Genomic DNA, 25199 nt, shown 5'->3' with positions numbered 1-25199 from the left:
TAACCCCTCCCGCGCGGGTTGGTGGGGGGGGGGGGGGGGCCCCCCCGCGGGGGGGGGGGCCCGGGGGGCCGCCGGGGGGGGGGGGGGGGGGGGCCCCCCCCCCCCCCCCCCCCCGCCCGTCGCCAGTTGATCTACCCGTCGGTAGCATCCTGGCTATGGCTGACATGGCACAGACGCAGCAGGTTGAGGACAGCAAGCAGGCCGCCCGCGCAGAGAAGAAGGCGGCCAAGCTGGCCAAGCAGATCGGTTCCTTCGCCCAGGCGCACGGCGGTGCCGAGGGGCAGGTCGCGTACATCGGGCACGAGGGCACCCGCATCGTCCTGGTCGGCGAGGACGGCGGCTGGGGCGACCTGGTGGCGCCCACCTACGCCATCGCGCAGAGCGCCGTCGAGAAGGCCGGGATCACCGTCCACGAGGACTTCGACGGTGACTTCGCGGCCAAGGTGAGGACCGGCCCCTACGAGTGGTCGCGCATGGCGGGCATTCAGCTCGGCGGCCCGAGCAACGGCTGAGGAGCCTGAGCCCTGCCGACGCGGCAGCGGACAGACTGGCCGAAAGCAACACCTGACGCCCGGGTCACCCGTTAGGACCGTAGGAGCACGGTCCGCCTACTGGGAGCCCGGATGATCGAAACGCCGTCCCTGGTGGACCAGTACTGCCACGGTGTGCTGCGTACGGAGCTGGGCCTCGGCACCTTCGAGGCCCACCTCGGCCGCGGCGAGGGGCCTCCCGCGCCCGGCACCACCTTCTTCGACACACAGACGGGTTTCGCCGTGCGCCGCTGGTGCCCGCCGCTGCTCGGCCTGGAACCGCACTGCCCGCCCGCCCGCTATCTCGCCCGGCGCCGCGACCTGGGCGTCCTGGAGTCGGGGCGGCGGCTGCTGCGGGGGAGCGGCATCACGACCTACCTCGTGGACACGGGGCTGCCCGGCGATCTGACGGGTCCGGGCGAGATGGCGTCCACCGGCGACGCCGACGCCCACGAGATCGTCCGCCTGGAATTACTGGCCGAACAGGTGGCCGACACCTCGGGCACCGTCGACTCGTTCCTCGCCAATCTCGCCGAGTCCGTGCACGCCGCCGCCGCGAACGCCGTCGCCTTCACCTCCGTCGCGGGCGTCCGGCGCTCTCTCGCCCTGGCCCCCGAACCGCCGGGACCCGGCGAGGTGCGGGGAGCGGCGGGCCGCTGGCTCGCCGGGCGGCAGGTGGGCGGGGCGCTCCAGGACCCCGTACTCCTGAGACATCTGCTGTGGATCGCCGTCGCGTCGGGGCGTCCGCTGCAACTGCACGCGGGGGCGGGGGACCCGGAGTCGTACTTCGGCGGCTTCGCGCGGGCGACGGCGGGGCTCGGCACCGATCTGGTCCTGCTGCACGGCTATCCGTACCACCGCAACGCTGCGGACCTCGCGGGCGTCTTCCCGCACGTGTACGCCGATCTGGGGCCTGCCCTGGTGCGCACGGGGGCCCGCGCGGCCGCCGTGCTCGCGGAGATCCTGGAGCTCGCGCCCTTCGGCAAGCTGCTGTTCTCCAGCGGCGCGCACGGGCTTCCCGAGCTGCACGTGGTGGGCGCGCGGCTCTTCGGGGAGGCGCTGGGGCGGGTGCTCGGCGGGTGGGTCGCGGAGGGGGCGTGGTCGCTGCCGGACGCGCAGCGCGTTGCGGGACTCATCGCGGCGGGCAACGCCCGGCGCGTGTACGGCCTTTCGGAGAGCTGACGGCTCAGACGGCCGACAGCTGGGAGTCGCCGGTCTGGGCCGGCACATCGGCGGTCGTGTACGGCCGTTCGCGCAGCGAGAGCAGCACGCGCATCACGCCGATCCACACCACGCACGAGCCGAACATGTGCAGGCCGACCAGGACCTCGGGCAGGTCCGTGAAGTACTGGACATAGCCGATCGCACCCTGGGCGAGCAGGATCAGGAACAGGTCGCGGGTGCGGTGCAGCGGGCCCTTGGGGGCGTCGACCGCCTTGAGGACGAACCACAGGGCGAACGTCAGCGTCACCACGATCCAGGCGAGCACGGCGTGCAGCTTGCTGACGGTCTCCCAGTCGAAGCCCATCCGCGGCACCTCGCTGGAGTCACCGGCGTGCGGCCCCGAGCCCGTCACGACCGTGCCGACCGCGATGAGCAGCACGGACGCCGCGACCAGGAACCACACGAGCTGCGCCACCGCCTTGCCGACCAGCGGGCGTACGTCGCCGTCGCCCTCGCGGGTGCGCTGCCACATCGTGACGGCGACCGCGATCAGGGCGGTGGAGAGCAGGAAGTGCGCCGCGACCGTCCACGGGTTCAGGCCGACGAGGACCACGATGCCGCCGAGCACGGCATTGCCCATGACCAGCCAGAACTGGACCCAGCCGAGCCGCGTCAGGCTGCGCCGCATCGGCTTCTGCGAGCGCGCCGTGATGATCGCCCAGCCGACGGCCGCGCACAGCACGTACGTCAGCATGCGGTTGCCGAACTCGATGTATCCGTGGAAACCCATCTCGTGGGTGGCCGTCAGGGACTCGTCGGTGCACTTGGGCCAGGTCGGGCAGCCGAGGCCCGAGCCGGTCAGGCGGACGGCGCCTCCGGTGACCACGATGCACACCGTCATCGCGAGCGAGATGAGAGCCGCGTGCCGGACGGTCCGCTGCTGCGGGGTCCAGCGTTCGGCGATGAAGGCGAGCGGGTTGCGCACGGCTTGAGCGGCGTCGGCTCGGGTCACGTTTGGCACGCGCCCATCGTAGGGGGCCGCTTGTGCACGGCTTCACGAGGGGGACGTATCCGGTGCTTCTGTGACGTGACTTACGCCGGCCGCCGCAGGCCGTCGGCTACTCCCAGCGGAAGAACCTGCCCGCCGCCCCGAGCCCCAACACCGCCCAGACCGCCAGGATCCCGAGGTTCCCCCACGGCATTCCCGCGCCGTCCTGGAGCACGTCCCGCAGACCGTCGGAGAGGGCCGAGATCGGCAGCAGGCCGAGCACCGACTGGGCCGCGTCCGGGAACTTGTCCAGGGGCACGACGACCCCGCCGCCCACGAGCAGGAGCAGGAAGACCAGGTTCGCGGCGGCGAGCGTTGCCTCCGCCTTGAGGGTGCCCGCCATCAGCAGGCCGAGGCCGGAGAAGGCCGCGGTGCCGAGGAGCAGGAGGAGGAGTACGGCGAAGGGGTTGCCCTGCGGTGACCAGCCGAGCGCGAAGGCGATCACCGTGAGGAGCGCGATCTGCAGGACCTCGGTGACCAGGACCGACAGGGTCTTCGCCGCCATCAGGGCCCAGCGGGGCAGCGGCGACGCGCCGAGCCGCTTGAGCACGCCGTAGCGGCGTTCGAAGCCCGTGGCGATGGCCTGGCCGGTGAACGCCGTCGACATCACGGCGAGGGCGAGGATGCCGGGCGCGAGGAAGTCCACGGCCTTGCCGTCACCCGTGTCGACGATGTCGACGGCGCTGAACAGCACGAGCAGCAGCGTCGGGATCACGACCGTGAGCAGCAGCTGTTCGCCGTTGCGCAGGAGCATCTTCGTCTCGAGTGCCGCCTGCGCGGCGATCATGCGGGGGAGCGGGGCCGCGCCCGGCTTCGGTGTGTACGTACCGGCGGCGCTCATCCGCGCAGCTCCTTGCCTGTGAGCTCCAGGAAGACGTCTTCCAGGGTGTGGCGTTCGACGGCGATCTTCTCCGGCATCACACCGTGCTGCGCGCACCAGGAGGTGACCGTGGCGAGCAGCTGCGGGTCGACCGTGCCGCTCACGCGGTAGGCGCCCGGGGTGAGTTCGGCCGCCGCCGAGTCCGGCGGGAGAGCCTTGAGGAGGGAGCCGACGTCGAGCCCGGGGCGCCCCGAGAAGCGCAGGGTGTTCTCGGCGCCGCCGCGGCACAGCTCCTCCGGGGTGCCCTCGGCGATGACCTTGCCCGCGTCGATGATCGCGACCTCGTCGGCGAGCTGCTCGGCCTCGTCCATGTGGTGCGTGGTGAGGATGACGCTGACGCCGTCGGCGCGCAGATCGCGTACGAGATCCCAGGTGGCCCGGCGTGCCTGCGGGTCCAGGCCCGCGGTCGGCTCGTCCAGGAAGACGAGCTCGGGCCGTCCGACCACGGCCATCGCGAGCGCGAGGCGCTGCTGCTGGCCGCCGGACAGGCGCCGGTAGGTGGTGCGTCCGCAGCTCTCCAGGCCCAGGCGCTCGATCAGCGCGCCCACGTCCAGGGGGTGCGCGTGCAGCTTCGCCATGTGCGACAGCATCTCGTCGGCGCGGGCCCCGGAGTAGACGCCGCCGGACTGGAGCATCACGCCGATGCGGGGCCGCAGCGCGCCGGCCTCGCGGACCGGGTCGAGGCCGAGGACGCGGACCGTGCCCGCGTCCGGCCTGCGATAGCCCTCGCAGGTCTCGATCGTGGTGGTCTTCCCCGCGCCGTTCGGCCCGAGGACCGCGGTGACGGTGCCCGCGCGGACCCGGAGGTCGAGGCCGTCCACCGCGGTCTTCTTGCCGTACCGCTTGACCAGTCCTGTGACCTGGACGACGGACTCATTTCCCATGGCGGGAAGTCTAGAGAGGGGGAGGAGGGGCGTGGCCAGGGGGCTGTCAGCCCGCCCACTCGGCCCGCGAGCGATGGGTCTCCAGCCACCTCTGTGCGTACGCCACCGCGTCGGCCACCGGGAAGAGCCGGGCCGTCGCCGCGCCCACCGTGCCGCGCACCACGGGCCGGTCCCGCTCGAAGTCCGAGCCGAGTTCGTCGAAGCGCTCCTCGGAGATCGAGGTCTCGCGCACCGTCGTCCAGCGGCGTCCCTCCGGGGTCATCACCGCGAAGGAGTTCTCGACCTGGGGGGCGGGGAGCCGGTACTCGGCCAGGTGGAAGGCGGTGCAGGAGTCGAAGCCCGCGCCGAGCAGCAGCACCCGGGCACCCGATTCCTCCAGGCGGGCCAGCGGGCTGCGCTCACCGAGGCGGCAGTCCAGCGCGTGCCCCTCCAGGAGAGCTGCCGCGCGGGGGCCGACTGCGGCGAAGGAGGTCTGCGGGTGGGCGCTGCGCAGGGCGCCGGGCCAGGTCCGTACGGTCTCGGGGATCACGCCGACGCCTCGGGTGGGGGCGGTGCGGGGGTCGTAGGCGGGGATGGACGCGCGGATCTCGGGCCACCAGGACTCGGGCACGGGCGGGTTCCCCCACTCGGCCGGGTCGGAGTTGTCGCTGGACTGCGTGGGGACCACCAGGGTGCCCTTTTGGCCCAGTACGTCCTGGAGTGCCTGGACGACGGCGACCGGGCCTCCGCTGACCCACCCGAGGGCGCTCAGTGAGGAGTGCACCAGGAGGGTCTCCCCGGGGCTCACACCGAGCTCGCGGAGGTCGGTCGCGAGGGACGCGCGCGTACACAAAGGCCCGGTGGGAGGGGGTGTCGACATGGTCAGGGAGTCTCCTCGCCCGGGCCCTCACGCGCCACCGTTTTGATCGATCAGTGATCATTTCCGCAGGTCAGCTTAGGTATGCCTAAGTGATGCAGCGCACCGCACCTTGATCCGGACGCGGGTTGTCAGGCTCTGAGGAATTACGCAACAATGGCGTTGTGAAAAACGTTGGCGAGGCTCCGCAGGAGGAACTCGCGACCGGGGAGCGATCGACACGCAACCGGGTCGCGCGCTCCATCCTGGACCACGGCCCCTCCACGGTGGCCGACCTCGCCGCGCGCCTCGGCCTGACCCAGGCCGCCGTGCGCCGGCACCTCGACACTCTCGCCCATGAGAACGTCGTCGAGCCCCGTGAGCAGCGGATCTACGGCGCACGCACCCGCGGCCGCCCCGCCAAGGTCTTCGCGCTCACCGACTGCGGCCGGGACGCCTTCGACCAGTCGTACGACAAGCTGGCCGCCGACGCCCTGCGCTGGATCAGCGAGCGGCACGGCGAAGGAGCGGTCGTCGAATTCGCCCGCGAGCGGATCACGGCCCAGGCCGAGGTCTACCGCAAGGCGATGGACGCGGCGCCCCCCGAGCGGCGCACGGAGGCCCTCGCGAAGGCGTTGACCGCCGACGGGTACGCTGCTACGGCTCGCAGCGCGCCGGTAGGTGAGCAGCTGTGCCAGCACCACTGCCCGGTCGCCCACGTCGCCGAGCAATATCCACAACTTTGCGAGGCGGAGACGGAGATCTTCTCCGCCCTCCTTGGGACACACGTCCAGCGGCTCGCCACCATCGCCCACGGCGACGGCGTCTGCACGACCTTCATCCCCCGCAACGCCCCGCAGCCCCCACAGACCACCGACAACGCATCCGCAAGCACGGCCGGGAGGAACCCCGCATGACGCTCCCCACGGAGACTGCCCACCCCGAACTCGAGGGTCTGGGCACGTACGAATACGGCTGGGCCGACTCCGACGTGGCCGGGGCCTCCGCCAAGCGCGGCATCAACGAAGACGTCGTCAAGGACATCTCGGCCAAGAAGTCCGAGCCCGAGTGGATGACGAAGCTGCGCCTCAAGGGCCTGCGGCTCTTCGACAAGAAGCCCATGCCCAACTGGGGCTCGGACCTGTCGGGCATCGACTTCGACAACATCAAGTACTTCGTGCGGTCCACGGAGAAGCAGGCCGAGTCCTGGGAGGACCTGCCCGAGGACATCAAGAACACGTACGACAAGCTCGGCATCCCCGAGGCGGAGAAGCAGCGCCTCGTCGCCGGTGTCGCGGCCCAGTACGAGTCCGAGGTCGTCTACCACCAGATCCGCGAGGACCTGGAGGAGCAGGGTGTCATCTTCCTCGACACGGACACCGCCCTGAAGGAGCACCCGGAGCTCTTCAAGGAGTACTTCGGCACCGTCATCCCCGTCGGTGACAACAAGTTCGCCTCGCTGAACTCCGCCGTGTGGTCCGGCGGCTCGTTCATCTACGTCCCCAAGGGCGTGCACGTCGAGATCCCGCTCCAGGCCTACTTCCGCATCAACACGGAGAACATGGGTCAGTTCGAGCGGACCCTGATCATCGTGGACGAGGACGCCTACGTTCACTACGTCGAGGGCTGCACGGCGCCGATCTACAAGTCGGACTCGCTGCACTCCGCCGTCGTCGAGATCATCGTGAAGAAGGGCGGCCGCTGCCGCTACACGACGATCCAGAACTGGTCGAACAACGTCTACAACCTGGTCACCAAGCGCGCCGTGGCGTACGAGGGCGCGACCATGGAGTGGATCGACGGCAACATCGGCTCCAAGGTGACGATGAAGTACCCCGCCGTCTACCTCATGGGCGAGCACGCCAAGGGCGAGACGCTGTCCATCGCCTTCGCGGGCGAGGGCCAGCACCAGGACGCCGGTTCCAAGATGGTCCACATGGCGCCCAACACCTCCTCCAACATCGTCTCGAAGTCCGTGGCGCGTGGCGGTGGCCGCACCTCCTACCGCGGTCTCGTCGAGATCGGCGAGGGCGCGGCCGGATCGAAGTCGAACGTCCTGTGTGACGCGCTGCTCGTCGACACGATCTCCCGCTCGGACACGTATCCCTACGTGGACGTCCGCGAGGACGACGTGTCCATGGGTCACGAGGCGACCGTCTCCAAGGTCTCCGACGATCAGCTCTTCTACCTGATGAGCCGCGGTCTGACGGAGTTCGAGGCCATGGCGATGATCGTCCGCGGCTTCGTCGAGCCGATCGCCAAGGAGCTGCCCATGGAGTACGCCCTGGAGCTGAACCGGCTGATCGAGCTGCAGATGGAGGGCTCGGTCGGTTAAGACCGGCCGACCGTCCCCCGCAGCGACTGACTTCTTGACCCAGAGAGAGAGCACGACGACAGCCATGGCTGAGGCTCAGAACATCCCGGTGGGATCCACCACCGCCGGATCGATCGCGGTGGCCGCCGAGTCCACCGTCGCGACCCGCATGAGCGCTCCCCCGTCCTTCGACGTGGCGGACTTCCCGGTCCCCCACGGTCGCGAGGAGGAGTGGCGGTTCACGCCGCTCGAGCGCCTTCGCGGGCTGCACGACGGCACGGCGGTCGCCACCGGCGGCATCCGCGTCGAGGTGAGCGCCCCGGCGGGCGTGACCCAGGAGACCGTCGGCCGTGACGACGCGCGCGTGGGCAAGGCGGGCAAGCCCGTCGACCGCGTGGCCGCGCAGGCCTACAGCTCCTTCGAGAAGGCCTCGGTGGTGACCGTCCCCAAGGAGACGGTCCTGACCGAGCCGATCCGGATCGCCGTGCACGGCGAGGGCGGCACCGCCTTCGCGCACCAGGTCATCGAGGTGGGCGCGTTCGCCGAGGCCCTCGTCGTCATCGACCACACCGGTGACGCCGTGCTCGCGGCCAACGTCGACTACCTCCTGGGCGACGGCGCCAAGCTCACCGTCGTCTCCGTCCAGGACTGGGACGACAAGGCCGTGCACGTCGCGCAGCACAACGCGCTGATCGGCCGGGACGCCTCCTTCAAGTCGGTCGTCGTGACCTTCGGTGGCGACGTCGTACGCCTGCACCCCCGCGTCGAGTACGCGGGCACGGGCGGCGAGGCCGAGCTCATCGGCCTGTACGTCACCGACGCCGGCCAGCACCAGGAGCACCGCCTCCTGGTCGACCACAACCAGCCGCACTGCAAGTCGAACGTCGTCTACAAGGGCGCGCTCCAGGGCGACGACGCCCACGCGGTGTGGATCGGCGACGTCCTCATCGAGGCCGCGGCCGAGGGCACGGACACGTACGAGATGAACCGCAACCTGGTTCTGACCGACGGCGCCCGCGTCGACTCCGTGCCGAACCTCGAGATCGAGACCGGCGAGATCGTCGGAGCGGGCCACGCCTCGGCGACCGGCCGCTTCGACGACGAGCAGCTCTTCTACCTCCAGTCGCGCGGTATCCCGGAGGACGAGGCGCGCCGCCTGGTCGTCCGTGGGTTCTTCGCCGAGCTGATCCAGCAGATCGGCCTGCCCGACATCGAAGAGCGCCTCCTCACCAAGATCGAAGAGGAGCTGGAGGCGTCGGCCGCATGACCTATGTACGCGCCTGTGGCCTGAGCGAGCTGTCGGAGGACACCCCGAAGCGGGTGGAACTCGACGGCACGCCGGTCTCGGTCGTCCACACCGAGGGCGAGGTGTTCGCGATCCACGACATCTGCTCGCACGCGAACGTCTCTCTCTCCGAGGGCGAGGTGGAGGACTGTCAGATCGAGTGCTGGCTGCACGGCTCCAGCTTCGACCTCCGCACCGGCAAGCCGTCCGGCCTTCCCGCGACGCGCCCCGTCCCCGTATACCCCGTAAAGATCGAAGGGGACGATGTGCTCGTCTCCCTCACCCAGGAGTCCTGAGGCACATGGCAACGCTTGAAATCCACGACCTGCACGTCACCGTCGAGGCCGACAACGCCACGAAGGAGATCCTCAAGGGCGTCGACCTCACCGTGAAGCAGGGCGAGACGCACGCCATCATGGGCCCGAACGGCTCCGGCAAGTCGACGCTCGCCTACTCCATCGCGGGTCACCCCAAGTACACGATCACGCAGGGCACCGTCACCCTCGACGGCGAGGACGTCCTTGAGATGTCCGTCGACGAGCGCGCCCGCGCCGGCATGTTCCTGGCCATGCAGTACCCGGTCGAGGTCCCCGGCGTCTCGGTCTCCAACTTCCTGCGTACGTCGGCGACGGCGATCCGCGGCGAGGCCCCCAAGCTGCGCACCTGGGTGAAGGAGGTCAAGTCCGCGATGGAGCAGCTCCAGATGGACCCGGCCTTCGCCGAGCGCAACGTGAACGAGGGCTTCTCCGGCGGTGAGAAGAAGCGCCACGAGATCCTCCAGATGGAGCTCCTCAAGCCGAAGATCGCGATCCTCGACGAGACGGACTCCGGCCTGGACGTCGACGCCCTGCGTCAGGTCTCGGACGGCGTCAACCGCGTCCGTGAGACCGGCGAGGTCGGCACCCTGCTGATCACGCACTACACGCGCATCCTGCGCTACATCAAGCCCGACTTCGTGCACGTCTTCGCGAACGGCCGCATCGCCGAGTCCGGCGGCGCCGAGCTCGCCGACAAGCTCGAGGCCGAGGGCTACGAGGCTTACACGAAGGGTGGCGTATCCGCGTGACAGTGGCCCACCAGGGGCTCTCCGGCCTCCTCGACACCGAGGCGATCCGCAAGGACTTCCCGATCCTGGATCGCACGATCCACGACGGCAAGAAGCTCGTCTACCTGGACAACGCGGCGACGTCCCAGACGCCGCGCCAGGTGCTCGACGTACTCAACGAGTACTACGAGAAGCACAACGCCAACGTCCACCGCGGTGTGCACGTCCTCGCGGAGGAGGCCACGGCGCTCTACGAGGGCGCCCGTGACAAGGTCGCGGCGTTCATCAACGCGCCGAGCCGCGACGAGGTGATCTTCACCAAGAACGCTTCGGAGTCGCTCAACCTCGTGGCCAACATGCTCGGTTGGGCCGATGAGCCCTACCGCGTGGACCACGAGACCGAGATCGTCATCACGGAGATGGAGCACCACTCCAACATCGTGCCGTGGCAGCTGCTCTCGCAGCGCACGGGCGCGAAGCTGAAGTGGTTCGGTCTCACGGACGACGGCCGGCTCGACCTGTCCAACATCGACGAGATCATCACGGAGAAGACGAAGATCGTCTCCTTCGTCCTGGTCTCGAACATCCTGGGCACGCACAACCCGGTCGAGGCGATCGTCCGCCGCGCGCAGGAGGTCGGCGCGCTCGTCCTCATCGACGCCTCGCAGGCAGCCCCGCACATGCCGCTGGACGTGCAGGCACTTCAGGCCGACTTCGTGGCCTTCACCGGCCACAAGATGTGCGGCCCGACGGGCATCGGCGTCCTGTGGGGACGGCAGGAGCTCCTTGAGGACCTCCCGCCCTTCCTCGGCGGCGGCGAGATGATCGAGACCGTGTCGATGAGCTCGTCGACGTACGCTCCCGCGCCGCACAAGTTCGAGGCGGGTACGCCCCCGGTCTCCCAGGCCGTCGGCCTGGGCGCGGCCGTGGACTACCTCTCCGCGATCGGCATGGACAAGATCGCCGCTCATGAACACGCGATCACCGAGTACGCGGTCAAGCGCCTCCTGGAGGTCCCCGACCTCCGGATCATCGGCCCGGCATCGGCCGAGGACCGCGGCGCCGCGATCTCCTTCACGCTCGGCGACATCCACCCGCACGACGTGGGCCAGGTCCTGGACGAGGAAGGCATCGCGGTCCGTGTGGGTCACCACTGCGCCCGCCCGGTCTGCCTGCGTTACGGAATTCCTGCGACCACGCGAGCGTCGTTCTATCTGTACTCCACGCCCGGCGAGATCGACACTCTCGTCGACGGCCTGGAGCACGTACGGAACTTCTTCGGCTGAGGGGCTGACCGGGAACGTGAAGCTGGATTCGATGTACCAGGAAGTCATCCTGGACCACTACAAGCACCCTCACGGGCGCGGTCTGCGCGATGGCGACGCCGAGGTGCACCACGTCAACCCGACGTGCGGCGACGAGATCACGCTGCGTGTGAAGTACGACGGGTCGACGATCGCCGACGTGTCGTACGAGGGCCAGGGCTGCTCCATCAGCCAGGCCAGCGCGTCCGTCCTGAACGACCTTCTGGTCGGCAAGGAGCTCGCCGAGGCGCGGAAGGTCCAGGAGGTGTTCCTGGAGCTGATGCAGTCCAAGGGCAAGCTGGAGCCGGACGACGCGATGGAGGAGATCCTTGAGGACGCCGTCGCGTTCGCCGGGGTCTCGAAGTACCCGGCGCGTGTGAAGTGTGCTCTGCTGAGCTGGATGGCGTGGAAGGACGCGACGGCGCAGGCACTCGGTACCGACGACGTCGCTGAGAGGAAGACCGCATGAGCGAGAACGAGACCCTGACCAAGCCGGCCTCCGAAGAAGAGGTCCGCGAGGCGCTGTACGACGTGGTCGACCCCGAACTGGGCATCGACGTCGTCAACCTCGGCCTGATCTACGGCATCCACGTCGACGACGCGAACATCGCCACGATCGACATGACGCTCACCTCGGCGGCCTGCCCGCTGACGGACGTCATCGAGGACCAGGCGAAGTCCGCCACCGACGGCATCGTCAACGAACTCCGGATCAACTGGGTCTGGATGCCGCCGTGGGGCCCGGACAAGATCACGGACGACGGCCGCGAGCAGCTTCGGGCGCTCGGGTTCAACGTCTGAGACACGTACCCATGGTTCGGCCCCCCGCGCTTCGGCGCGGGGGGCCGAACTTGTTTTCAAACTGCTTCTACGTTTCTACGTTTCTACGGCGCGGGCCGCGGGGCCGATGAGGCTTCCGTCAGGGTGTGCGCCAGGCCCTCCTTGCGGATGCGGCGGTCGATGTACAGCAGGGCGGTCACCAGCGGCAGGAACACCGTGGCTGCCAGCTGGGTGAGGAAGCTGCCGACCAGGCCGAGGACGGCGTACAGGCCGAACTGGGAGCGCAGTTGGTCCAGGAGGTAGGCCGACGCGGAGTCGTCAGGGTCGACCGGGGGCGGGGTGGGCGCGGCGAACTGCAGGGGGAGGCGCAGGGCGAGCGAGACGCCCACCACGATGAGGCCCGCGAGCAGCGAGATGCCGAACGTGCGCCACCAGGCGCCGCGCACCAGCCGCACGGAGCGCCGCAGCGCCGTGAAAGGGCCCGCCGTCTCGAAGACCGCGGCCGCCGGGGCGAAGGCGAACAGGACGTACAGCCAGGCCGCGAGCGGCATCGTCACCAGGAACAGCGGGAAGACCAGGCCGATGGGGATGAGCGACTGGGTCATCATCAGGAAGAGGACCGAGAAGAGGAGCAGCGCGAAAGCGGCCACCGGCAGCATCAGGATGAGCGAGAGCAGCAAGGTCACCGCCAGCACGGACGGTGTCCGTGGCCACGCTCTGCGCCAGACCGCGCCGAGCGTCGCAGGGCGGCCGAGTACCGCTTCGTGCAGCGTGGCGGCGCACGAGGCCTGGACGAACGAGTTGACGACCAGCGTGGCGAGCATGAACAGCAGCCACGCCAGGCCGAACGCGACGAGGATCGGCCTGCCGTCGTCCCAGGAGAAGTCCGCGCCCGGTTCGTACATGGCGCTGACGTGCTCCTGGGTCGCGACGTAGGCGAGCCCGAGGGCAGCCACGAGACCGACGGCGAGCAGGCCGTAGGCCGCGGCGGCGGTGCCGAACAGCGGCTTGGCGTAGTGCCGCATCGTCGCGAACGCGCCGCCGATGATGTGGTTGGCGCCGAGCGGCGCGAGGGGGACGACGCCAGGCTTCGGCGGCGGTGGCGGCGGTGCCCAGCCCCAGCCAGGCGGCACGCCGTACGGACCCGGCGGATACGAACCCGGCGGATGCGGCCCTGGATGCGGCCCTGGATACGGCCCCTGGGGTCCCCACCCCGATGTGTCTGACATCGCTCTCCCCCCACAGTGATCGCGTCACCTTAACCGGTTTCCCCGCCGACGTTGCGTACGCCCGTACACAACGTTATGTACACTCGTACACATGGGATACGGACTGCTGGCCGCGGCGATCGCGGCGGAGGTGGCCGGGACGACGGCCATGAAGTACAGCGAAGGGTTCAGCAAGCTCTGGCCCTCGCTGATCACCGTCGTGGGATATGTGATCGCCTTCACGCTGCTCGCGCAGACACTGAAGACGCTGTCCGTCGGCACCGCCTACGCGATCTGGGCGGGGATCGGGACCGCCGCGGTCGCCGCCATCGGGATGCTGTTCCTGGGGGAGTCGACCAGCCTGGTCAAGGTCGCGGGGATCGGCCTCGTGATCGCCGGTGTCGTCGTGCTCAACCTCGGCGGTGCGCACTGATGGCCCGCCGGTACGACCCCGAGCGGCGCCAGCGGATCATCGACGCCGCGATCCGGGTGGTGGCGGACAAGGGGATGGGCGGGCTCAGCCATCGCTCGGTCGCCGCGGAGGCCGACGTACCGCTCGGTTCGACCACGTACCACTTCAAGACACTCGACGAGCTGATGGTGGCCGCGCTGCGGCAGGCCAACGAGGGCTTCGCCAAGGCCGTCGCCGCGCGCGGTGCGCTCGACGACCCGCGGGCCGACCTCGCCGACGAGCTTGCCGCCATGCTCGGGGAGTGGCTCGCGGGCGACCGCACCGAGCTGGAGCTGGAGTACGAGCTCTATCTTGCCGCCCTGCGCAAGCCCGCGCTGCGGCCCGTCGCCGCCGAGTGCGGCGACGGGTTCGCCGAGGTCCTGCGGCGGCGCACCGACCCCGTCACCGCGCAGGCGCTGGTCGCGCTCGTGGACGGCATCTCTCTGCAGGTGCTGCTCACGGGGGCGCGGTACGACGAGGCGTACGCGCGCGAGGTGTTCAACCGGCTCCTCCCGGCGAAGGGGGCGGACGGCACCGCGCCGGAGCCCGGACCCTGAGACCGGTTCGCTCGGGAGCCCGGACCCTGAGACCGGTTCGCCCGGGTGGTGTGCCGCCGGTTAGGTTTTCCCCATGACCGACACGAACGCTTCCCGCACCACCGGCGCCGTCGCCGCAGGCCTCGCCACCGTCACCGCCGACGGCACCGTCCTCGACACCTGGTTCCCCGCGCCCGAGCTCGTCGCCGAAGCGGGCCCCGCAGGCACCGAGCGGCTCACTGCCGAGCGCGCCGTGCAGCTGCTCGGCGAGGGCGCGGCCAAGGCCATCGGCCAGGACGCCCGCCGCGGCGTGGAGACCATCGCCGTACGTACGGTCATCGCCTCCCTGGACGAGAAGCCGGTGGACGCCCACGACGTCTACCTGCGCCTGCACCTGCTCTCGCACCGCCTGGTCAAGCCGCACGGTGTGAACCTGGACGGCCAGTTCGCCTTCCTGGCCAACGTCGCCTGGACCTCGCTCGGCCCGGTCGCCGTGGACGACGTCGAGAAGGTTCGGCTCAACGCCCGCGCCGAGGGCCTGCACCTCGCCGTGACCTCCGTCGACAAGTTCCCGCGCATGACGGACTACGTCACCCCGAAGGGTGTCCGCATCGCCGACGCCGACCGCGTGCGGCTCGGCGCGCACCTCGCCGAGGGCACGACCGTCATGCACGAGGGCTTCGTGAACTTCAACGCGGGCACGCTCGGCACCTCCATGGTCGAGGGCCGCATCTCCGCCGGTGTCGTCGTCGGTGACGGCTCCGACATCGGCGGCGGCGCCTCCACGATGGGCACCCTCTCCGGCGGCGGCAACGTCCGTATCGTCATCGGCGAGCGCTGCCTGATCGGCGCCGAGGCGGGCGTCGGCATCGCGCTCGGCGACGAGTGCGTCGTCGAGGCCGGGCTCTACGTCACCGCCGGGTCCCGCGTGACCATGCCCGACGGGCAGATCGTCAAGGCCCGCGAGCTCTCCGGCGCCTCGAACATCCTCTTCCGCCGCAACTCGGTCACCGGCGCCGTCGAGGCCCGCCCGAACAACGCGGTGTGGGGCGGCCTGAACGACGTGCTGCACAGCCACAACTGAGCACCGCTGAAGCGACAGAGCGCCTTCCGGATCTTCCGGAGGGCGCTCTTCGCGTGGTGAGGGCGAATCCCGCGGGTGCAGGCATAGCCGACGGCATCCGGGACCGTCTTCATGGGTGAGGGGGGCAGCAGGCCCGCCAGGGAGCGAAGGTGACGATGGATGCGCAGGCACAGGAGAGCTTCCGGGAGTTCGTGGAGACCCGGACGTCGGCGCTGCTGAGGACCGCCGTCCTGCTCAGCGGCGGCGACCGGCACGCGGCCGAGGACCTGCTGCAGAACGCGCTGGTCAAGGCCGCGGGCCGCTGGCACAGGATCGACGACCCGGAGGCGTACGTCCGGCAGATCCTCTACCGGCAGCAGGTCAGCCGCTGGCGCCTGAAGTGGCCCCGGCGCGAAATGGCCGTCGCCGAGCCGCCGGAGAGCGCCGTACGGGACGGCGCGGGCGCCGCCGAGCTGCGGATCGTGATGCGGGCCGCGCTCGCCCGGCTCACCACGCGGCAGCGCACCGTACTGGTCCTGCGCTACTTCGAGGATCTGCCGGAGGCCGACGTGGCCCGGCTCCTGGGCTGCTCCGTCGGCACCGTGCGCAGCACCACGCACCGCTCGCTCGCCAAGCTGCGCGGTCTCGCCCCCGAACTGGCGGCGCTCGACGGGCCGGATTCCGGCACCGGCCGGCAGCCGTCCCGTGACCACTCGTCCGCGTCGCCCGTGTCGTCCGTGTCGTCCGTGGAGGTACAACAGTGAAGGTCGAAGAGCTGGTCCGCGCGTCGCTCAGGGAGCAGGCGGACGACGGCGTACGGCCCCCGGCCGGTTTCGCCGACCGGGTGCTCACCGTGAGGCGGCGCCGCAGGACCCGGGCCATCGCGGGCCTCGCGGTCGCCACGGCCGCGGTGGTCGCCGCCGCGGTGGGCGTTCCCGCGCTCGACGGGGGCGGCGATGACGTACGCCCGGCGAGCGAAAGCCAGCCCGGCGATGTCGTCGCCCACCCCGACCAGTCACCGCCCCGCGACCTGATCGCGGCGGGGAACACCGCGCTCGCCGCGTTCTACACGACCAGGACCACCGATCAGCCGGACGGCGACCAGCTCCTCACCCGCACCTACGGGCTGCTCGACCAGAAGACCGGGAAGTACGAGAAGGCGCCCAAGAAGTGGGCCTGGATCGACGTAGCGCCCGGCATGCGGACCGCCGCCGTCCTGGAGGGCGAACTCCCCGCGAGGCGCATCGGCCTCCTCGACCTGATCACCGGCAAGGTGGAGCGCTGGATCCCGGTGAATCACCAGGTGGCGGGCGTCAGTTGGTCCCCGGACGGCAGCAAGCTGGTCGCCACCGCCTACAGCAAGAACCCCGACCGGCTGATCGACCTGCCCGGCGACCACCCCGACAACGACCCCCAGCCGCACGGCAGTCGCACCGGGTTCTTCGTCGTCGACGCCTCGTCGGGCGACGTCGGCACCTTCCGTGAGCTGCCCCAGAAGACCGCGGGCGACTTCGGCTTCTTCGACGGGAACCCGCGCGAGGACCTGCGCTGGAGCCGTGACGGCAAGCTGCTCTACGTACAGCTGGCGACGGGTGGCGACGGCGAGAACCGCGCCTGGTACACGCTGAGGGGCGACAAGACGAAGGCGCCCGCGGCCGAGCGGTACGCGGGCTGGCCCGAGGCGGGCCTGTCGCCCGACGGCAAGCTGCTGGCCAGTGACGGCGACGCCAAGGGCTCACCGGTCCTCGACCCGGGGACCGGCAAGGAGATCACCAAGGTGCCGGGGCAGCAGCTGCTCGCCTGGGCCGACAACAAGCGGATCATCGCCTGGGGCTGCGACCCCAAGAAGTGCAGCGGCAAGGGCGAGTTCCGCAACCAGCTCCTGCTGGTCACGGTCGGCAGCAAGAAGGTCGTGCCGCTCAGTGACTTCCGTAAGGCGTCCGATGCCTATCCGGGGCGCTGGAGCCCCATGTTCGCCGCCCGCTGAGCCCTACCGGAGCGCCTCGTACGCCGCCACAAGCCCGTCGGTCGCCTCGCGGCCGGCGGGTCGCAGCGGTGCGCGGACCGGGCCGCCGGGGAGGTCGAGCGCACCGAGCAGCGCCTTGGAGGTGACCGTGCCCGGAAGGCCCGATCCCATCATCAACTCGATGAGCTCCATGGCCTGTTGCTGGAGCAGCCGGGCCCGCGCCGTGTCGCCCGCGTCGAACGCGTCGAGGATGGAGCGGAGTTGGCGCGGCACGACGTTGGCCACCGTGCTGATGTAGCCCGCGCCGCCCACCGCGTACAGCGCGAGGATGAACTCGTCGCAGCCCGTGTAGTACGCCAAGTCGGTCCGTGACATCACCTTCTGAGTGCCCATCAGGTCGTACGCGCAGTCCTTCACGGCGACGATCCGCGGATGCTCCGCGAGGCGCAGCATCGTCTCCGGCTCGATACGCGTCCCGGTGCGCCCCGGGATGTCGTACAGCGCGAGCGGAAGTCCCGACGCGTCGGCGACCTCCAGGAAGTGCGCCTCGACGGCGTCCTGCGGCGGCTTGCTGTAGTAGGGCGTGACCACCAACAGGGCGTCCGCGCCCGCCTTTTCAGCCTGGAGCGCCATCTCGACGGTGTGCCGGGTGTCGTAGCTGCCGACGCCTGCGACGATCGAGGCCCGGTCGCCGACCGCCTCGGCGACGGCGCGCACGAGCGCGGCCTTCTCGCTGTCGGACGTGGTGGGGGACTCGCCGGTGGTGCCGGAGAGCACGAGCCCGTCGCAGCCGTCGGCCACCAGGCGCTCGGCGAGCAGCTGGGCGCCGTCGAGGTCGAGCAGACCGTCGTCCGTGAAGGGCGTGACCATCGCGCAGAGGGCGCGGCCGAGAGGAGGAGGCGCTGATGAGGGTGAGGTCATAGAGGCAGTGTCGGGACGCCGACGCTGAAGCTCCACTTAATTCTTCTACGAGATGCGCGGAAGGAACGCTAAGAGGTGGCCGCGAGCAGGGCGGGACCTAGTGCCAACTCGCCCCCGTATGGGCCACCATGGGCCGACGGTAGTCGACGGACGGCCGCGCGGCGGCCGGCCACAGGAGGCGTCATGAGGCTGGGCAAAGCACTCGCCACCGGGATGGCCGAGGAAGACCCGCAGGAGCGGCTGCGGCGACAAGACCTTGAGCAGCGCGCGGAACCCGAGCCCGAACCGGCGGTGACGGCCGAGGAGCCCGCGGCCGAGGTCCCCGCGGTCCGATGAGGCTGCGGCTCCCCGCGGAACGCCCGAAGGAGCCGCCGACCGGATACAAGATCGCCCGGCTCGCGCTGTCCCAGGACGGCGCGAGGGCGGGGTTCACCGGCGTCTCCCTGGGCGCGGCCCTGCCCTACGGCGCGCTCGACGAGGCCCACTGCGTCTACGGGCGGCGGCACGCGGCCCCGCACCGCCGCTGCGACTGCGGCTTCCACTGCGTCCACGAACGCGCCGCCGCGGAGGCGCTCCTGTGCACGGCCGAGCACCGCGGGGCCGCGCTCCTGGAGGTGACGGTGCTCGGCGCGTACATCCGGTTCGAGCGCGGCTTCCGGTACGCGCGGCAGCGGGTGCGCGCGGTGACGGTGCGGCCGTGCGGCTGCGGGGCGCGGGCCTCGGTCCTCATGGACGCCGGGTGGGGCAGGCCCGGGTGGCGGGTGGTCGAGGGGGCGTGCGGATCCTGCGCGGGCAGGCGTACGTCGCTGCGGCTCGCGGAGTTCGCCCGCCTCGCCGGGGAGGGCCTCACCGTCACGGGGGCGCGCCCCGAGTCCGTGCCGGGGTCGCCCTCCGAGGCCATGGGGGTGCCGGAGCTGGTCGCGGAGGCGGCGCTGCTCCAGGCCCGGCTCGACCTGTTCCAGGGCGAGTTGGCGCGCCTGGCGGGGGAGGAGCGGAGCTAGCGGCGAGGGGTGCGACGCGGAGTGTGGCACGGCGGTCACCACCGCGTTGACGTGCCCTGACTCCGGGGGGAGGCTCTGGCCATGACGACGCATTCGTACGCACGCTACGTCGCGATCGGCGACAGCCAGACGGAAGGGGTCGGCGACGGCGACGAGACCCACGGCTACCGCGGCTGGGCCGACCGGCTCGCCGAGATCCTGGCCGAGGGGAACCCGGAGTTCGGATACGCGAACCTCGCGGTACGGGGCAGGCTGACGGCCCGCATCAAGGCGGAGCAAGTGGCCCCGGCCCTCGCGCTGCGCCCGGACCTGGTCACGGTCATGGCGGGCATGAACGACCTGGTGCGCCCCGGCTTCGACGCGACCCGGGTGGCCCGCGACATCGAGGACATGTTCACCGAGCTGACCGCGGCGGGCGCGCGCGTGGCCACGGTGACATTCCCGGACATCGGACGGATCTCGCCGCTCGCGCGCAGGGCGCTGCCCCGCGTCCTCGACCTGAACGCCCGCATCCGGGCTGCGGCGGACCGCCACGGGGTCGTCGTCCTGGACACGTTCCCGCACCGGGTCACCACGGACCCCCGCCTGTGGAGCACCGACCGCCTGCACGCGAGCCCGCTGGGGCACGCCCGGATCGCCGCCGGCATGGCGGACGCGCTGGGCATCCCCGGCCACGAGGACTGGATACGGCCGCTGCTGCCCCCGCCGCCTCCGGTGTCCACGCTGCGGGCGGTGGCGGCGGAGGCGGCGTGGTTCGGGGGGTTCATGGGCCCGTGGCTGTGGCGGCGCGTCAGAGGGCGCTCGTCGGGCGACGGGCGCGAGGCGAAGCGCCCGGAACTCGTCCCGGTGGCCTCTCCTGAACGGGCTTGACCTCAAGCAAACTTGAGGTCGCAGTGTGTACGTGACTGGGCGCAGCGCCCTCTCGCACACACCGAAGGAGCAGGTCATGAAGGCACACGTCGACGCCACCACCCTCCCCGACCCGGCCCGCGCGGACGGCGGGCTCGTCTTCCTCAGCACATGGAGCACGGGTACGCCGGAGCGGCAGCGGGCAACGGTCGACGCGATCGCCGAGGCCTGGCGGAGCCGTCCGTGGCCGCACGAGGGGCTGCTCTCGTACACCGTGTACGCCGGTGCGGACGGCTCGACGGTGGCGCACCGCTCGCACTGGCGGGACGACGAGGCGTACCAGGACTTCTTCGCCCACGGCAGGGACGAGCGGAACGCCGAGATCGACGAGGCCGTGCCGGGCATCGAACGGCTCGGGCTGCACAAGACGCGGCTGCGGGACGGCGTCGCGCGGGCGGCCGGTGACGACCGGGCGGCCGGGGCGATCGTGATCACCGAGGGCGAGGCCGAAGTTCCGGAGGCGGCGCCGGGCCTCATCTCCGTCCACTTCCACGTGACGACGGACGGCGAGCGGGTGATCAGCTACGCGGAGTGGGAGAACGGGGAAGGGCTGCCCGAGGAGGGCAGGTACCGCTTGGCGTACGCGATCGAACCGCGTTGATCTCTCACGGTTCGTACCGCTTCCCCGGCCCCACCACCGCCCTGGACGGGAAGGGGCGTCGGTGGGATGTTGAAGCGATGGGGGACGCCAGGGGGGAGTCGTCATGACCGAGGGCAAGGAGTTCGAGATCGCGCGGGAGTTTGAGGTCGACGCCTCACCTGTCGAGGTCTGGGACGCGTTCACCACCGGCACCGGCGGCTGGCTGTGGCCCATGGCGGAGTACGAACCCCGGGAGGGCGGCGCAGCCCCCTTCGGCGGTGTCGTCACCCACTGGGAGCCACCGCACCGCCTCACCGACCGCGTCGACGACCCCGAAGGCCTCCCGCCGGGCCAGACCCGCAACCAGCTCGACCGCACGATCGAGCCCCGCGACGGCGGCCGCCGCTCCTGGGTGCGCTACGTGCACAGCGGCATCCTCACGGACGACTGGGACAGCCAGTACGACGGAGCCACCAAGCACACCGACTTCTACCTGCACACCCTGCGCCAGTACCTGACGTACTTCACGGGCCTCCCCGTCACCTTCACCAGCCTCGAAGGGCCCGCCCCCTCCGCCGCCCCGGAGGCCTTCGCCAAGCTGGGCCGGCGCCTCGGCCTCCCCGACGACGCGGCGGAAGGCGCCCGCGTACGCGTGGACGCCCCCGGCGAATCCCTCGACGCGATGGTCGACTTCCGCAGCAGGCACTTCATCGGCCTGCGCACGGACACCGCGCTCTACCGCTTCTTCGGCCGCAACCACTTCGGTGCCCCGGTGGGCATCAGCATCCACGACTTCGCGCCGCAGGCGGACGCCAAGGGCACCGAAATGGCGTGGCGGGACTGGCTGCTCAGGCTCTACGCGTAACCCCTGGCTACGGCTTGAACCTCAGCACCTGCGGATCGTGATCACTGTTCTGCTCGGCGAACTCCGCGTTGATGTGCACGCTGTCGTACGCGAAGCCGTCGCCCACTCCCGGACTCGTCAGAATCTGGTCGAGGACCTGGGAGTTCCCCTGGTAGACGTACGAGTAACGCTCCGACCGGGGAAGGGACTTCACGGCGGACTTCAGCGCGCCGCCCTCCTCCAGCGCGGCCGTCGTCGCCGAGAACTCGAAGTCGTTCACGTCCCCCACGACCACCACGTCCGCGCTCTTCTGCACCTTCCGCACGTCCCGCACGAAGGCGTTCACGGCCTGGGCCTGCCGCAGCCGCTTCGCCTCCGACGACCGCACCGGCGGCTGGTGCCGTGACGTGAGGCCCTCGTCGCCGCCCTTCGACCCGAAGTGGTTGGCGACCACGATCACACTGCGCCCCCGGAAGGTGAACTCTCCGGCCAGCGGCTTGCGGCTGTCCGCCCACGCGGTGTTCGCGGGGTCGATGCGCCCGGGGGAGAGCGTCAGGGCGGCGCGCCCGCCGGAGGAACGTACGACATCCGTGCCTGTCGTCGCGTCCCCCTCGCCCCGGTCCGTGAAGGAGACACGCTCGGGGTTGAAGAGGAACACCTGGCGGATGTTCCCGCCCGGCTCCCCGCCGTCCTTGTTGTTCTCCGGGGCGATGGAGCGCCACTCGTACCGGGGCCCGCCCGCGGCGACGATCGCGTCCGCGAACTTCTTCAGGGTCGCCTCCGCCGAGACGGTCCCGTCGTTCTTCGCGCCGTTGTCGTCCTGGATCTCCTCCAGGGCGAGGATGTCGGGCGAGGCGAGATTCGAGACGACGGCACCGGCCAGCGCGTCGAACTTCGTCTGCGGATCACCGGGGTCGAGGTTCTCGACGTTGTACGTCGCCACGGCGAGCTCACCCTTGGCCTGGCGCCGCGTCTTCTCCCGCACGAGGCCCTTGTCCGTGACCTTGCCGAGCGTCCGCGCGACCAGCGTGTAACCGCCGAACTGGTTGAAGTCCAGGGGTCCTTCGGCGCCACCGGAAAGCGCGTCGCCGACGTTCGCCTTCGGGAAGGGCCGCTCGGAGACCGGGGCCAGCTGCTGGATCTGAAGGCGTCCGGTGTTCTGGTCGTCGTAGGACTTGTACACCGTGCCGCCGCGCCGGTTCGGGTTCTCGTGCGGCTTCACGGTGACCCACAGCTCCGAGTACGGATCCGTGGCGCCGACCACGCGCGAGGTGCCGACGCGTACGTTCATGCCCTCCAGGGACTCGTACAGGTCCAGGGCGTACGAGCGGGGCTTCAGGGGCAGTGCGTTGATGCTGCCGCCCTGTGCGGGGTCGCCGTCGGGCGCGTACGCGGAAGGCACCGACTTGGCGTTCACCGTGACGGGCGCGGGCAGCGCGTTGCCGGACGACTCGACCGTGACCGTCGGCTTGGTGAGCTGGGTCAGGGACTGGTTGCCGGACGACTCGCCGCCGGGCACGTACTCGCCGACGGTCCCGGAGACGCGGACCGCGTCACCGGCCTTCACGGTCAGCGCGGCCGACCCGGTGTAGACGAAGACGCCCTCGCTGGTCGCGGGGTCGGCGTCGGCCTTCGGGTCCTGGATCCAGAAGCCCTTCGAGCCGTACGTACGGACGCCGGTCACGATGCCCGTCACGTCCGTGACCTGCTGACCCACGAGGGGCGAGAGGCGGGTGGTGCCCTGGATGTCGTGGACGCGCACGTCGGCGGCGGACGCGGACGAGGAGCTCACGGCGAGCAGACCGGCCGCGAGGGCGGTCGCCACGACGGTGGAGACGGCGGCGGATCTCACGGCGGGCCGGGTGGCACGGGATATGTGCGGCATCAAGGAACTCCGGATGAGGGTGAGGTCGTATGAAGCGGGTGAGAGCGTGCGGGGTGGACCGGTGGGCGCCCAGCGCTCTACGCGCGTCAATCTCTTGTGTGCCCAGGGGAGTTGTCAAGGTTCGGCGGGTGTTCTCACCGTGTATGTCTTCTGACAGGGACATGAACCGGGCGGCATGCGTCCAAATCCGTCTAGGCTTCGACCCAGCGACCCGTTGCATTGCCCCGGAGGAGAACCAGCCCATGTCCGTAAGTCCCGCCACCCTGCCGCCGGTGCTGCTGCACTCCGAAGCGGAACTCGCGCGGGCCGCGCTCGCCACGCCGCTGCTCTCCCGCGCCGCGCGGCTCGCCCGCTGGGCGGGCCCCGAGACGCGCGTCGGCGCGGGCGGTGAGCTCGTCGAGGAGCAGCTGCCGGCCGCCGCGGCCGAGCTGGGCCTCGAAGCGGACGACCCGGACGCCGCCGCGTACGCGAGCGAGGCCTGGCGCGTGGCCGTCGACACGGGCCTGGTGGACGTCACGGACGCGGACGAGCCGGCGGGCCCCGACGGAGCCGACGCGCCGGGCACGGTGACCGCGGGCGAGGACCTCGCCGCGCTCACCTCCGGCAGCCCGCAGGACATCCTGGCCGTCTGGCTCGGCGCCCTGGACACGGTGTACTCGGACGCGACCGTGCCCGACATGGACAACCTCCTCGACGTCCTGGAGGAGAACGGCGAGATCGACTTCGAGGAGCTCGGCTGGGACCCGCAGGCGGAGGCGGACTTCCTGGACGGCGTGCTCGGCAACCTCTACCTGCTCACCGCGGGGGAGGCCGGGGCGGGCGAGGGCCCGGTGCCGCTGCCCGCGCTCGCCGCGTCGATGATCGTGCCCGACGACATGGGGGAGCCGACGGACGACATCCTGGAGCAGGTGTCGGACGCGATGATGAAGCTCGACGACCAGTTCCGGCTCTTCGAGCCGCTCGGGCTCGTCGAGTACCAGCCGGTCGACGAGGCCCTCATGGTGGACATCGACGAGGCCGAGGCGCCGCTGCCTGACGACGACGAGGACGTCACCCGGTACGGCATGGTCAAGCTGACCCCCCTCGGGGTGTACGGCATCCGGGCGCGGATGCTGGAGGCGGGTGTGGACGCCCCCGCGGTCGGTGATCTCGCGGACAAGGGCGCCGACGCGCTGCTGGAAGGGACGGCCGGTTTCCCGCAGGCCGCCGCGCAGGCCGAGATCGAGCAGTGGCTCGCCCGGCACGAACCCCTCGCCGCGGCACGGGAGTTGCTGGCCGCCGCGCGCGGCGGGGACGAGGGGGCGCCGCTCAGGCGGCTCCGGTGCCAGCAGGCGCTCTCGCTGGTGGGCGGCGAGGCGGAGCCCGCGCTGCGTGAGGTGCTCGACGACGCGGAGCTCGGTGGGCTCGCCCGGGTGTGGCTCGCCGAGCACGGGGCGGCCGACGTGCCCGCGCCCTCCGAGGCGATGGTCTTCTGGCTGACCATCGACACGATCGCCGCGCAGCTCGCCGCCGAGGGCAACTCCGATGAGCTGCAGGGTCTCGTGGAGGGCCTCTCCGAGCAGCACAGCGGGTTCTTCGCCGCGGCCTGGCGGGTCGAACACCCCGCCACCGCGGACGTGTTGGAGGCGATGGGGCGGCTGCACCCCGACAAGAAGGTGGCCAAGGAAGCGCGCAAGGCGGCGTTCAAGGCCCGTTCGCAGCAAGGGATCTGACGCGCCGAAGCCGGTCGGGCCGGGATCCCGGCCCGACCGGCTCGGTGCCGGTTC

General features: G+C 70.8%; 28 protein-coding genes. 21 read left to right on the top strand and 7 right to left on the bottom strand.

Translation table 11 applies throughout. The features are described from left to right. Positions 1-155 precede the first annotated feature (155 nt). The gene (locus tag ACWGI2_RS09450) at positions 156-512 is read left to right on the top strand and encodes a hypothetical protein (protein ID WP_453401306.1); all 357 of its coding nucleotides are present in this window, start codon (positions 156-158) and stop codon (positions 510-512) included. A gap of 111 nt (positions 513-623) precedes the next feature. Beyond that, positions 624-1712, top strand: a complete 1089-nt coding sequence (locus tag ACWGI2_RS09445; protein WP_453401305.1) for an amidohydrolase family protein — start codon at positions 624-626, stop codon at positions 1710-1712. Positions 1713-1716: 4 nt separating this feature from the next. On the opposite strand, the gene ACWGI2_RS09440 is transcribed toward ACWGI2_RS09445, so the two are convergent. The 4 genes from ACWGI2_RS09440 to ACWGI2_RS09425 all read right to left on the bottom strand — a co-directional run bounded on the left by ACWGI2_RS09440 (position 1717) and on the right by ACWGI2_RS09425 (position 5365). Continuing rightward, positions 1717-2706 carry a COX15/CtaA family protein gene (locus tag ACWGI2_RS09440; protein ID WP_453401317.1) on the bottom strand — a complete coding sequence of 330 codons (990 nt, stop codon included), beginning with the start codon at positions 2704-2706 and terminating at the stop codon, positions 1717-1719. A gap of 106 nt (positions 2707-2812) precedes the next feature. Continuing rightward, on the bottom strand, positions 2813-3583 hold the full coding sequence (locus tag ACWGI2_RS09435) for an ABC transporter permease (RefSeq protein WP_453401304.1): 771 nt from the start codon (positions 3581-3583) through the stop codon (positions 2813-2815). Next, complete coding sequence (locus tag ACWGI2_RS09430) at positions 3580-4506, bottom strand: ABC transporter ATP-binding protein (RefSeq protein ID WP_453694787.1); 927 nt, start codon at positions 4504-4506, stop codon at positions 3580-3582. Before ACWGI2_RS09430 ends, ACWGI2_RS09435 begins: the two co-directional genes overlap by 4 nt. A gap of 46 nt (positions 4507-4552) precedes the next feature. After that, the gene (locus ACWGI2_RS09425; RefSeq protein WP_453401302.1) at positions 4553-5365 is read right to left on the bottom strand and encodes an aminoglycoside N(3)-acetyltransferase; all 813 of its coding nucleotides are present in this window, start codon (positions 5363-5365) and stop codon (positions 4553-4555) included. Between the two features lie 161 nt (positions 5366-5526). Between ACWGI2_RS09425 and ACWGI2_RS09420 the strand changes: the two genes are divergently transcribed. The 8 genes from ACWGI2_RS09420 (at position 5527) to ACWGI2_RS09385 (ending at position 12090) form a co-directional block, all read left to right on the top strand. Then, the gene (locus tag ACWGI2_RS09420) at positions 5527-6258 is read left to right on the top strand and encodes a helix-turn-helix transcriptional regulator (RefSeq protein ID WP_453401301.1); all 732 of its coding nucleotides are present in this window, start codon (positions 5527-5529) and stop codon (positions 6256-6258) included. Next, complete coding sequence (gene sufB, locus ACWGI2_RS09415) at positions 6255-7676, top strand: Fe-S cluster assembly protein SufB (protein WP_409057041.1); 1422 nt, start codon at positions 6255-6257, stop codon at positions 7674-7676. Before ACWGI2_RS09420 ends, sufB begins: the two co-directional genes overlap by 4 nt. A gap of 64 nt (positions 7677-7740) precedes the next feature. After that, entirely contained in the window at positions 7741-8922 is a 1182-nt protein-coding gene (gene sufD / locus ACWGI2_RS09410; protein WP_453401300.1) for a Fe-S cluster assembly protein SufD, read from the top strand. Further along, positions 8919-9236, top strand: a complete 318-nt coding sequence (locus tag ACWGI2_RS09405; RefSeq protein ID WP_453401299.1) for a bifunctional 3-phenylpropionate/cinnamic acid dioxygenase ferredoxin subunit — start codon at positions 8919-8921, stop codon at positions 9234-9236. Before sufD ends, ACWGI2_RS09405 begins: the two co-directional genes overlap by 4 nt. A 5-nt stretch (positions 9237-9241) precedes the next feature. After that, positions 9242-10006: a Fe-S cluster assembly ATPase SufC gene (gene sufC, locus ACWGI2_RS09400; RefSeq protein WP_383335028.1), complete on the top strand. Its 765-nt coding sequence runs from the start codon at positions 9242-9244 to the stop codon at positions 10004-10006. After that, positions 10003-11271, top strand: coding sequence for a cysteine desulfurase (locus ACWGI2_RS09395; protein ID WP_453401298.1), 1269 nt, complete (start codon positions 10003-10005; stop codon positions 11269-11271). Before sufC ends, ACWGI2_RS09395 begins: the two co-directional genes overlap by 4 nt. Before the next feature lie 16 nt (positions 11272-11287). Then, a complete protein-coding gene (gene sufU / locus ACWGI2_RS09390) occupies positions 11288-11758 on the top strand; it encodes a Fe-S cluster assembly sulfur transfer protein SufU (RefSeq protein ID WP_453401297.1) in 471 nt (156 codons plus the stop codon). Beyond that, positions 11755-12090, top strand: a complete 336-nt coding sequence (locus ACWGI2_RS09385) for a metal-sulfur cluster assembly factor (protein WP_160504340.1) — start codon at positions 11755-11757, stop codon at positions 12088-12090. The genes sufU and ACWGI2_RS09385 overlap by 4 nt, the downstream gene beginning before the upstream one ends. Before the next feature lie 83 nt (positions 12091-12173). On the opposite strand, the gene ACWGI2_RS09380 is transcribed toward ACWGI2_RS09385, so the two are convergent. Next, positions 12174-13298 carry a DUF7847 domain-containing protein gene (locus ACWGI2_RS09380; protein ID WP_453694786.1) on the bottom strand — a complete coding sequence of 375 codons (1125 nt, stop codon included), beginning with the start codon at positions 13296-13298 and terminating at the stop codon, positions 12174-12176. 91 nt (positions 13299-13389) lie between these two features. On the opposite strand from ACWGI2_RS09380, the gene ACWGI2_RS09375 reads away from it, so the two are divergent. From ACWGI2_RS09375 to ACWGI2_RS09355, 5 genes are all read left to right on the top strand, one after another. Further along, positions 13390-13710, top strand: coding sequence for a DMT family transporter (locus tag ACWGI2_RS09375; RefSeq protein ID WP_160504338.1), 321 nt, complete (start codon positions 13390-13392; stop codon positions 13708-13710). Next, positions 13710-14285, top strand: coding sequence for a TetR/AcrR family transcriptional regulator (locus tag ACWGI2_RS09370; protein WP_453401295.1), 576 nt, complete (start codon positions 13710-13712; stop codon positions 14283-14285). Before ACWGI2_RS09375 ends, ACWGI2_RS09370 begins: the two co-directional genes overlap by 1 nt. Positions 14286-14358: 73 nt before the next feature. Next, a complete protein-coding gene (gene dapD / locus ACWGI2_RS09365; RefSeq protein WP_453401294.1) occupies positions 14359-15348 on the top strand; it encodes a 2,3,4,5-tetrahydropyridine-2,6-dicarboxylate N-succinyltransferase in 990 nt (329 codons plus the stop codon). Positions 15349-15503: 155 nt separating this feature from the next. Further along, entirely contained in the window at positions 15504-16091 is a 588-nt protein-coding gene (locus tag ACWGI2_RS09360; RefSeq protein ID WP_453401316.1) for a SigE family RNA polymerase sigma factor, read from the top strand. Then, a complete protein-coding gene (locus ACWGI2_RS09355; protein WP_453401293.1) occupies positions 16088-17314 on the top strand; it encodes a WD40 repeat domain-containing protein in 1227 nt (408 codons plus the stop codon). The genes ACWGI2_RS09360 and ACWGI2_RS09355 overlap by 4 nt, the downstream gene beginning before the upstream one ends. 3 nt (positions 17315-17317) lie before the next feature. Here ACWGI2_RS09355 and dapA read toward each other — a convergent pair whose 3' ends face one another. Then, the gene (gene dapA, locus ACWGI2_RS09350) at positions 17318-18214 is read right to left on the bottom strand and encodes a 4-hydroxy-tetrahydrodipicolinate synthase (RefSeq protein ID WP_453401292.1); all 897 of its coding nucleotides are present in this window, start codon (positions 18212-18214) and stop codon (positions 17318-17320) included. Positions 18215-18397: 183 nt separating this feature from the next. On the opposite strand from dapA, the gene ACWGI2_RS09345 reads away from it, so the two are divergent. From ACWGI2_RS09345 to ACWGI2_RS09325, 5 genes are all read left to right on the top strand, one after another. Further along, entirely contained in the window at positions 18398-18550 is a 153-nt protein-coding gene (locus ACWGI2_RS09345; RefSeq protein WP_453401291.1) for a hypothetical protein, read from the top strand. After that, the gene (locus ACWGI2_RS09340) at positions 18547-19215 is read left to right on the top strand and encodes a hypothetical protein (protein WP_453401290.1); all 669 of its coding nucleotides are present in this window, start codon (positions 18547-18549) and stop codon (positions 19213-19215) included. Before ACWGI2_RS09345 ends, ACWGI2_RS09340 begins: the two co-directional genes overlap by 4 nt. A gap of 81 nt (positions 19216-19296) precedes the next feature. After that, the gene (locus tag ACWGI2_RS09335) at positions 19297-20085 is read left to right on the top strand and encodes an SGNH/GDSL hydrolase family protein (RefSeq protein ID WP_453401289.1); all 789 of its coding nucleotides are present in this window, start codon (positions 19297-19299) and stop codon (positions 20083-20085) included. Positions 20086-20161: 76 nt separating this feature from the next. Next, a complete protein-coding gene (locus ACWGI2_RS09330) occupies positions 20162-20725 on the top strand; it encodes an antibiotic biosynthesis monooxygenase (protein ID WP_453694785.1) in 564 nt (187 codons plus the stop codon). Between the two features lie 103 nt (positions 20726-20828). Continuing rightward, positions 20829-21569 (top strand): SRPBCC family protein, encoded by a 741-nt coding sequence (locus ACWGI2_RS09325; protein ID WP_453694784.1) that lies wholly within the window; start codon positions 20829-20831, stop codon positions 21567-21569. 7 nt (positions 21570-21576) lie between these two features. Here the strand turns inward: ACWGI2_RS09325 and ACWGI2_RS09320 are convergent, their stop codons facing one another. After that, on the bottom strand, positions 21577-23433 hold the full coding sequence (locus ACWGI2_RS09320) for an endonuclease/exonuclease/phosphatase family protein (protein WP_453694783.1): 1857 nt from the start codon (positions 23431-23433) through the stop codon (positions 21577-21579). 242 nt (positions 23434-23675) lie between these two features. Here ACWGI2_RS09320 and ACWGI2_RS09315 point away from each other — a divergent pair, with 242 nt between their 5' ends. After that, the gene (locus ACWGI2_RS09315) at positions 23676-25145 is read left to right on the top strand and encodes a hypothetical protein (RefSeq protein WP_453694782.1); all 1470 of its coding nucleotides are present in this window, start codon (positions 23676-23678) and stop codon (positions 25143-25145) included. The last annotated feature ends 54 nt before the right edge of the window (positions 25146-25199 follow it).

The organism is Streptomyces sp. NPDC054866 (genome assembly GCF_053610745.1).
Note: the sequence above shows the minus strand (reverse complement) of the source record. Positions and strands in the feature narration are given on the sequence as shown.

Excerpts from the sequence above, each read along its gene's own strand:
- ACWGI2_RS09430 (WP_453694787.1), bottom strand. The coding sequence starts at position 4,506 with ATGGGAAATGAGTCCGTCGTCCAGGTCACAGGACTGGTCAAGCGGTAC.
- ACWGI2_RS09425 (WP_453401302.1), bottom strand. The coding sequence starts at position 5,365 with ATGTCGACACCCCCTCCCACCGGGCCTTTGTGTACGCGCGCGTCCCTC.
- ACWGI2_RS09380 (WP_453694786.1), bottom strand. The coding sequence starts at position 13,298 with ATGTCAGACACATCGGGGTGGGGACCCCAGGGGCCGTATCCAGGGCCG.
- ACWGI2_RS09360 (WP_453401316.1), top strand. The coding sequence starts at position 15,504 with ATGGATGCGCAGGCACAGGAGAGCTTCCGGGAGTTCGTGGAGACCCGG.
- ACWGI2_RS09315 (WP_453694782.1), top strand. The coding sequence starts at position 23,676 with ATGTCCGTAAGTCCCGCCACCCTGCCGCCGGTGCTGCTGCACTCCGAA.
- ACWGI2_RS09370 (WP_453401295.1), top strand. The coding sequence starts at position 13,710 with ATGGCCCGCCGGTACGACCCCGAGCGGCGCCAGCGGATCATCGACGCC.
- sufC (WP_383335028.1), top strand. The coding sequence starts at position 9,242 with ATGGCAACGCTTGAAATCCACGACCTGCACGTCACCGTCGAGGCCGAC.
- ACWGI2_RS09405 (WP_453401299.1), top strand. The coding sequence starts at position 8,919 with ATGACCTATGTACGCGCCTGTGGCCTGAGCGAGCTGTCGGAGGACACC.
- ACWGI2_RS09435 (WP_453401304.1), bottom strand. The coding sequence starts at position 3,583 with ATGAGCGCCGCCGGTACGTACACACCGAAGCCGGGCGCGGCCCCGCTC.
- ACWGI2_RS09375 (WP_160504338.1), top strand. The coding sequence starts at position 13,390 with ATGGGATACGGACTGCTGGCCGCGGCGATCGCGGCGGAGGTGGCCGGG.
- ACWGI2_RS09325 (WP_453694784.1), top strand. The coding sequence starts at position 20,829 with ATGACCGAGGGCAAGGAGTTCGAGATCGCGCGGGAGTTTGAGGTCGAC.
- ACWGI2_RS09345 (WP_453401291.1), top strand. The coding sequence starts at position 18,398 with ATGAGGCTGGGCAAAGCACTCGCCACCGGGATGGCCGAGGAAGACCCG.
- ACWGI2_RS09445 (WP_453401305.1), top strand. The coding sequence starts at position 624 with ATGATCGAAACGCCGTCCCTGGTGGACCAGTACTGCCACGGTGTGCTG.
- ACWGI2_RS09330 (WP_453694785.1), top strand. The coding sequence starts at position 20,162 with ATGAAGGCACACGTCGACGCCACCACCCTCCCCGACCCGGCCCGCGCG.
- dapA (WP_453401292.1), bottom strand. The coding sequence starts at position 18,214 with ATGACCTCACCCTCATCAGCGCCTCCTCCTCTCGGCCGCGCCCTCTGC.
- ACWGI2_RS09385 (WP_160504340.1), top strand. The coding sequence starts at position 11,755 with ATGAGCGAGAACGAGACCCTGACCAAGCCGGCCTCCGAAGAAGAGGTC.
- ACWGI2_RS09335 (WP_453401289.1), top strand. The coding sequence starts at position 19,297 with ATGACGACGCATTCGTACGCACGCTACGTCGCGATCGGCGACAGCCAG.
- ACWGI2_RS09340 (WP_453401290.1), top strand. The coding sequence starts at position 18,547 with ATGAGGCTGCGGCTCCCCGCGGAACGCCCGAAGGAGCCGCCGACCGGA.
- dapD (WP_453401294.1), top strand. The coding sequence starts at position 14,359 with ATGACCGACACGAACGCTTCCCGCACCACCGGCGCCGTCGCCGCAGGC.
- ACWGI2_RS09450 (WP_453401306.1), top strand. The coding sequence starts at position 156 with ATGGCTGACATGGCACAGACGCAGCAGGTTGAGGACAGCAAGCAGGCC.
- sufB (WP_409057041.1), top strand. The coding sequence starts at position 6,255 with ATGACGCTCCCCACGGAGACTGCCCACCCCGAACTCGAGGGTCTGGGC.
- ACWGI2_RS09320 (WP_453694783.1), bottom strand. The coding sequence starts at position 23,433 with ATGCCGCACATATCCCGTGCCACCCGGCCCGCCGTGAGATCCGCCGCC.
- sufD (WP_453401300.1), top strand. The coding sequence starts at position 7,741 with ATGGCTGAGGCTCAGAACATCCCGGTGGGATCCACCACCGCCGGATCG.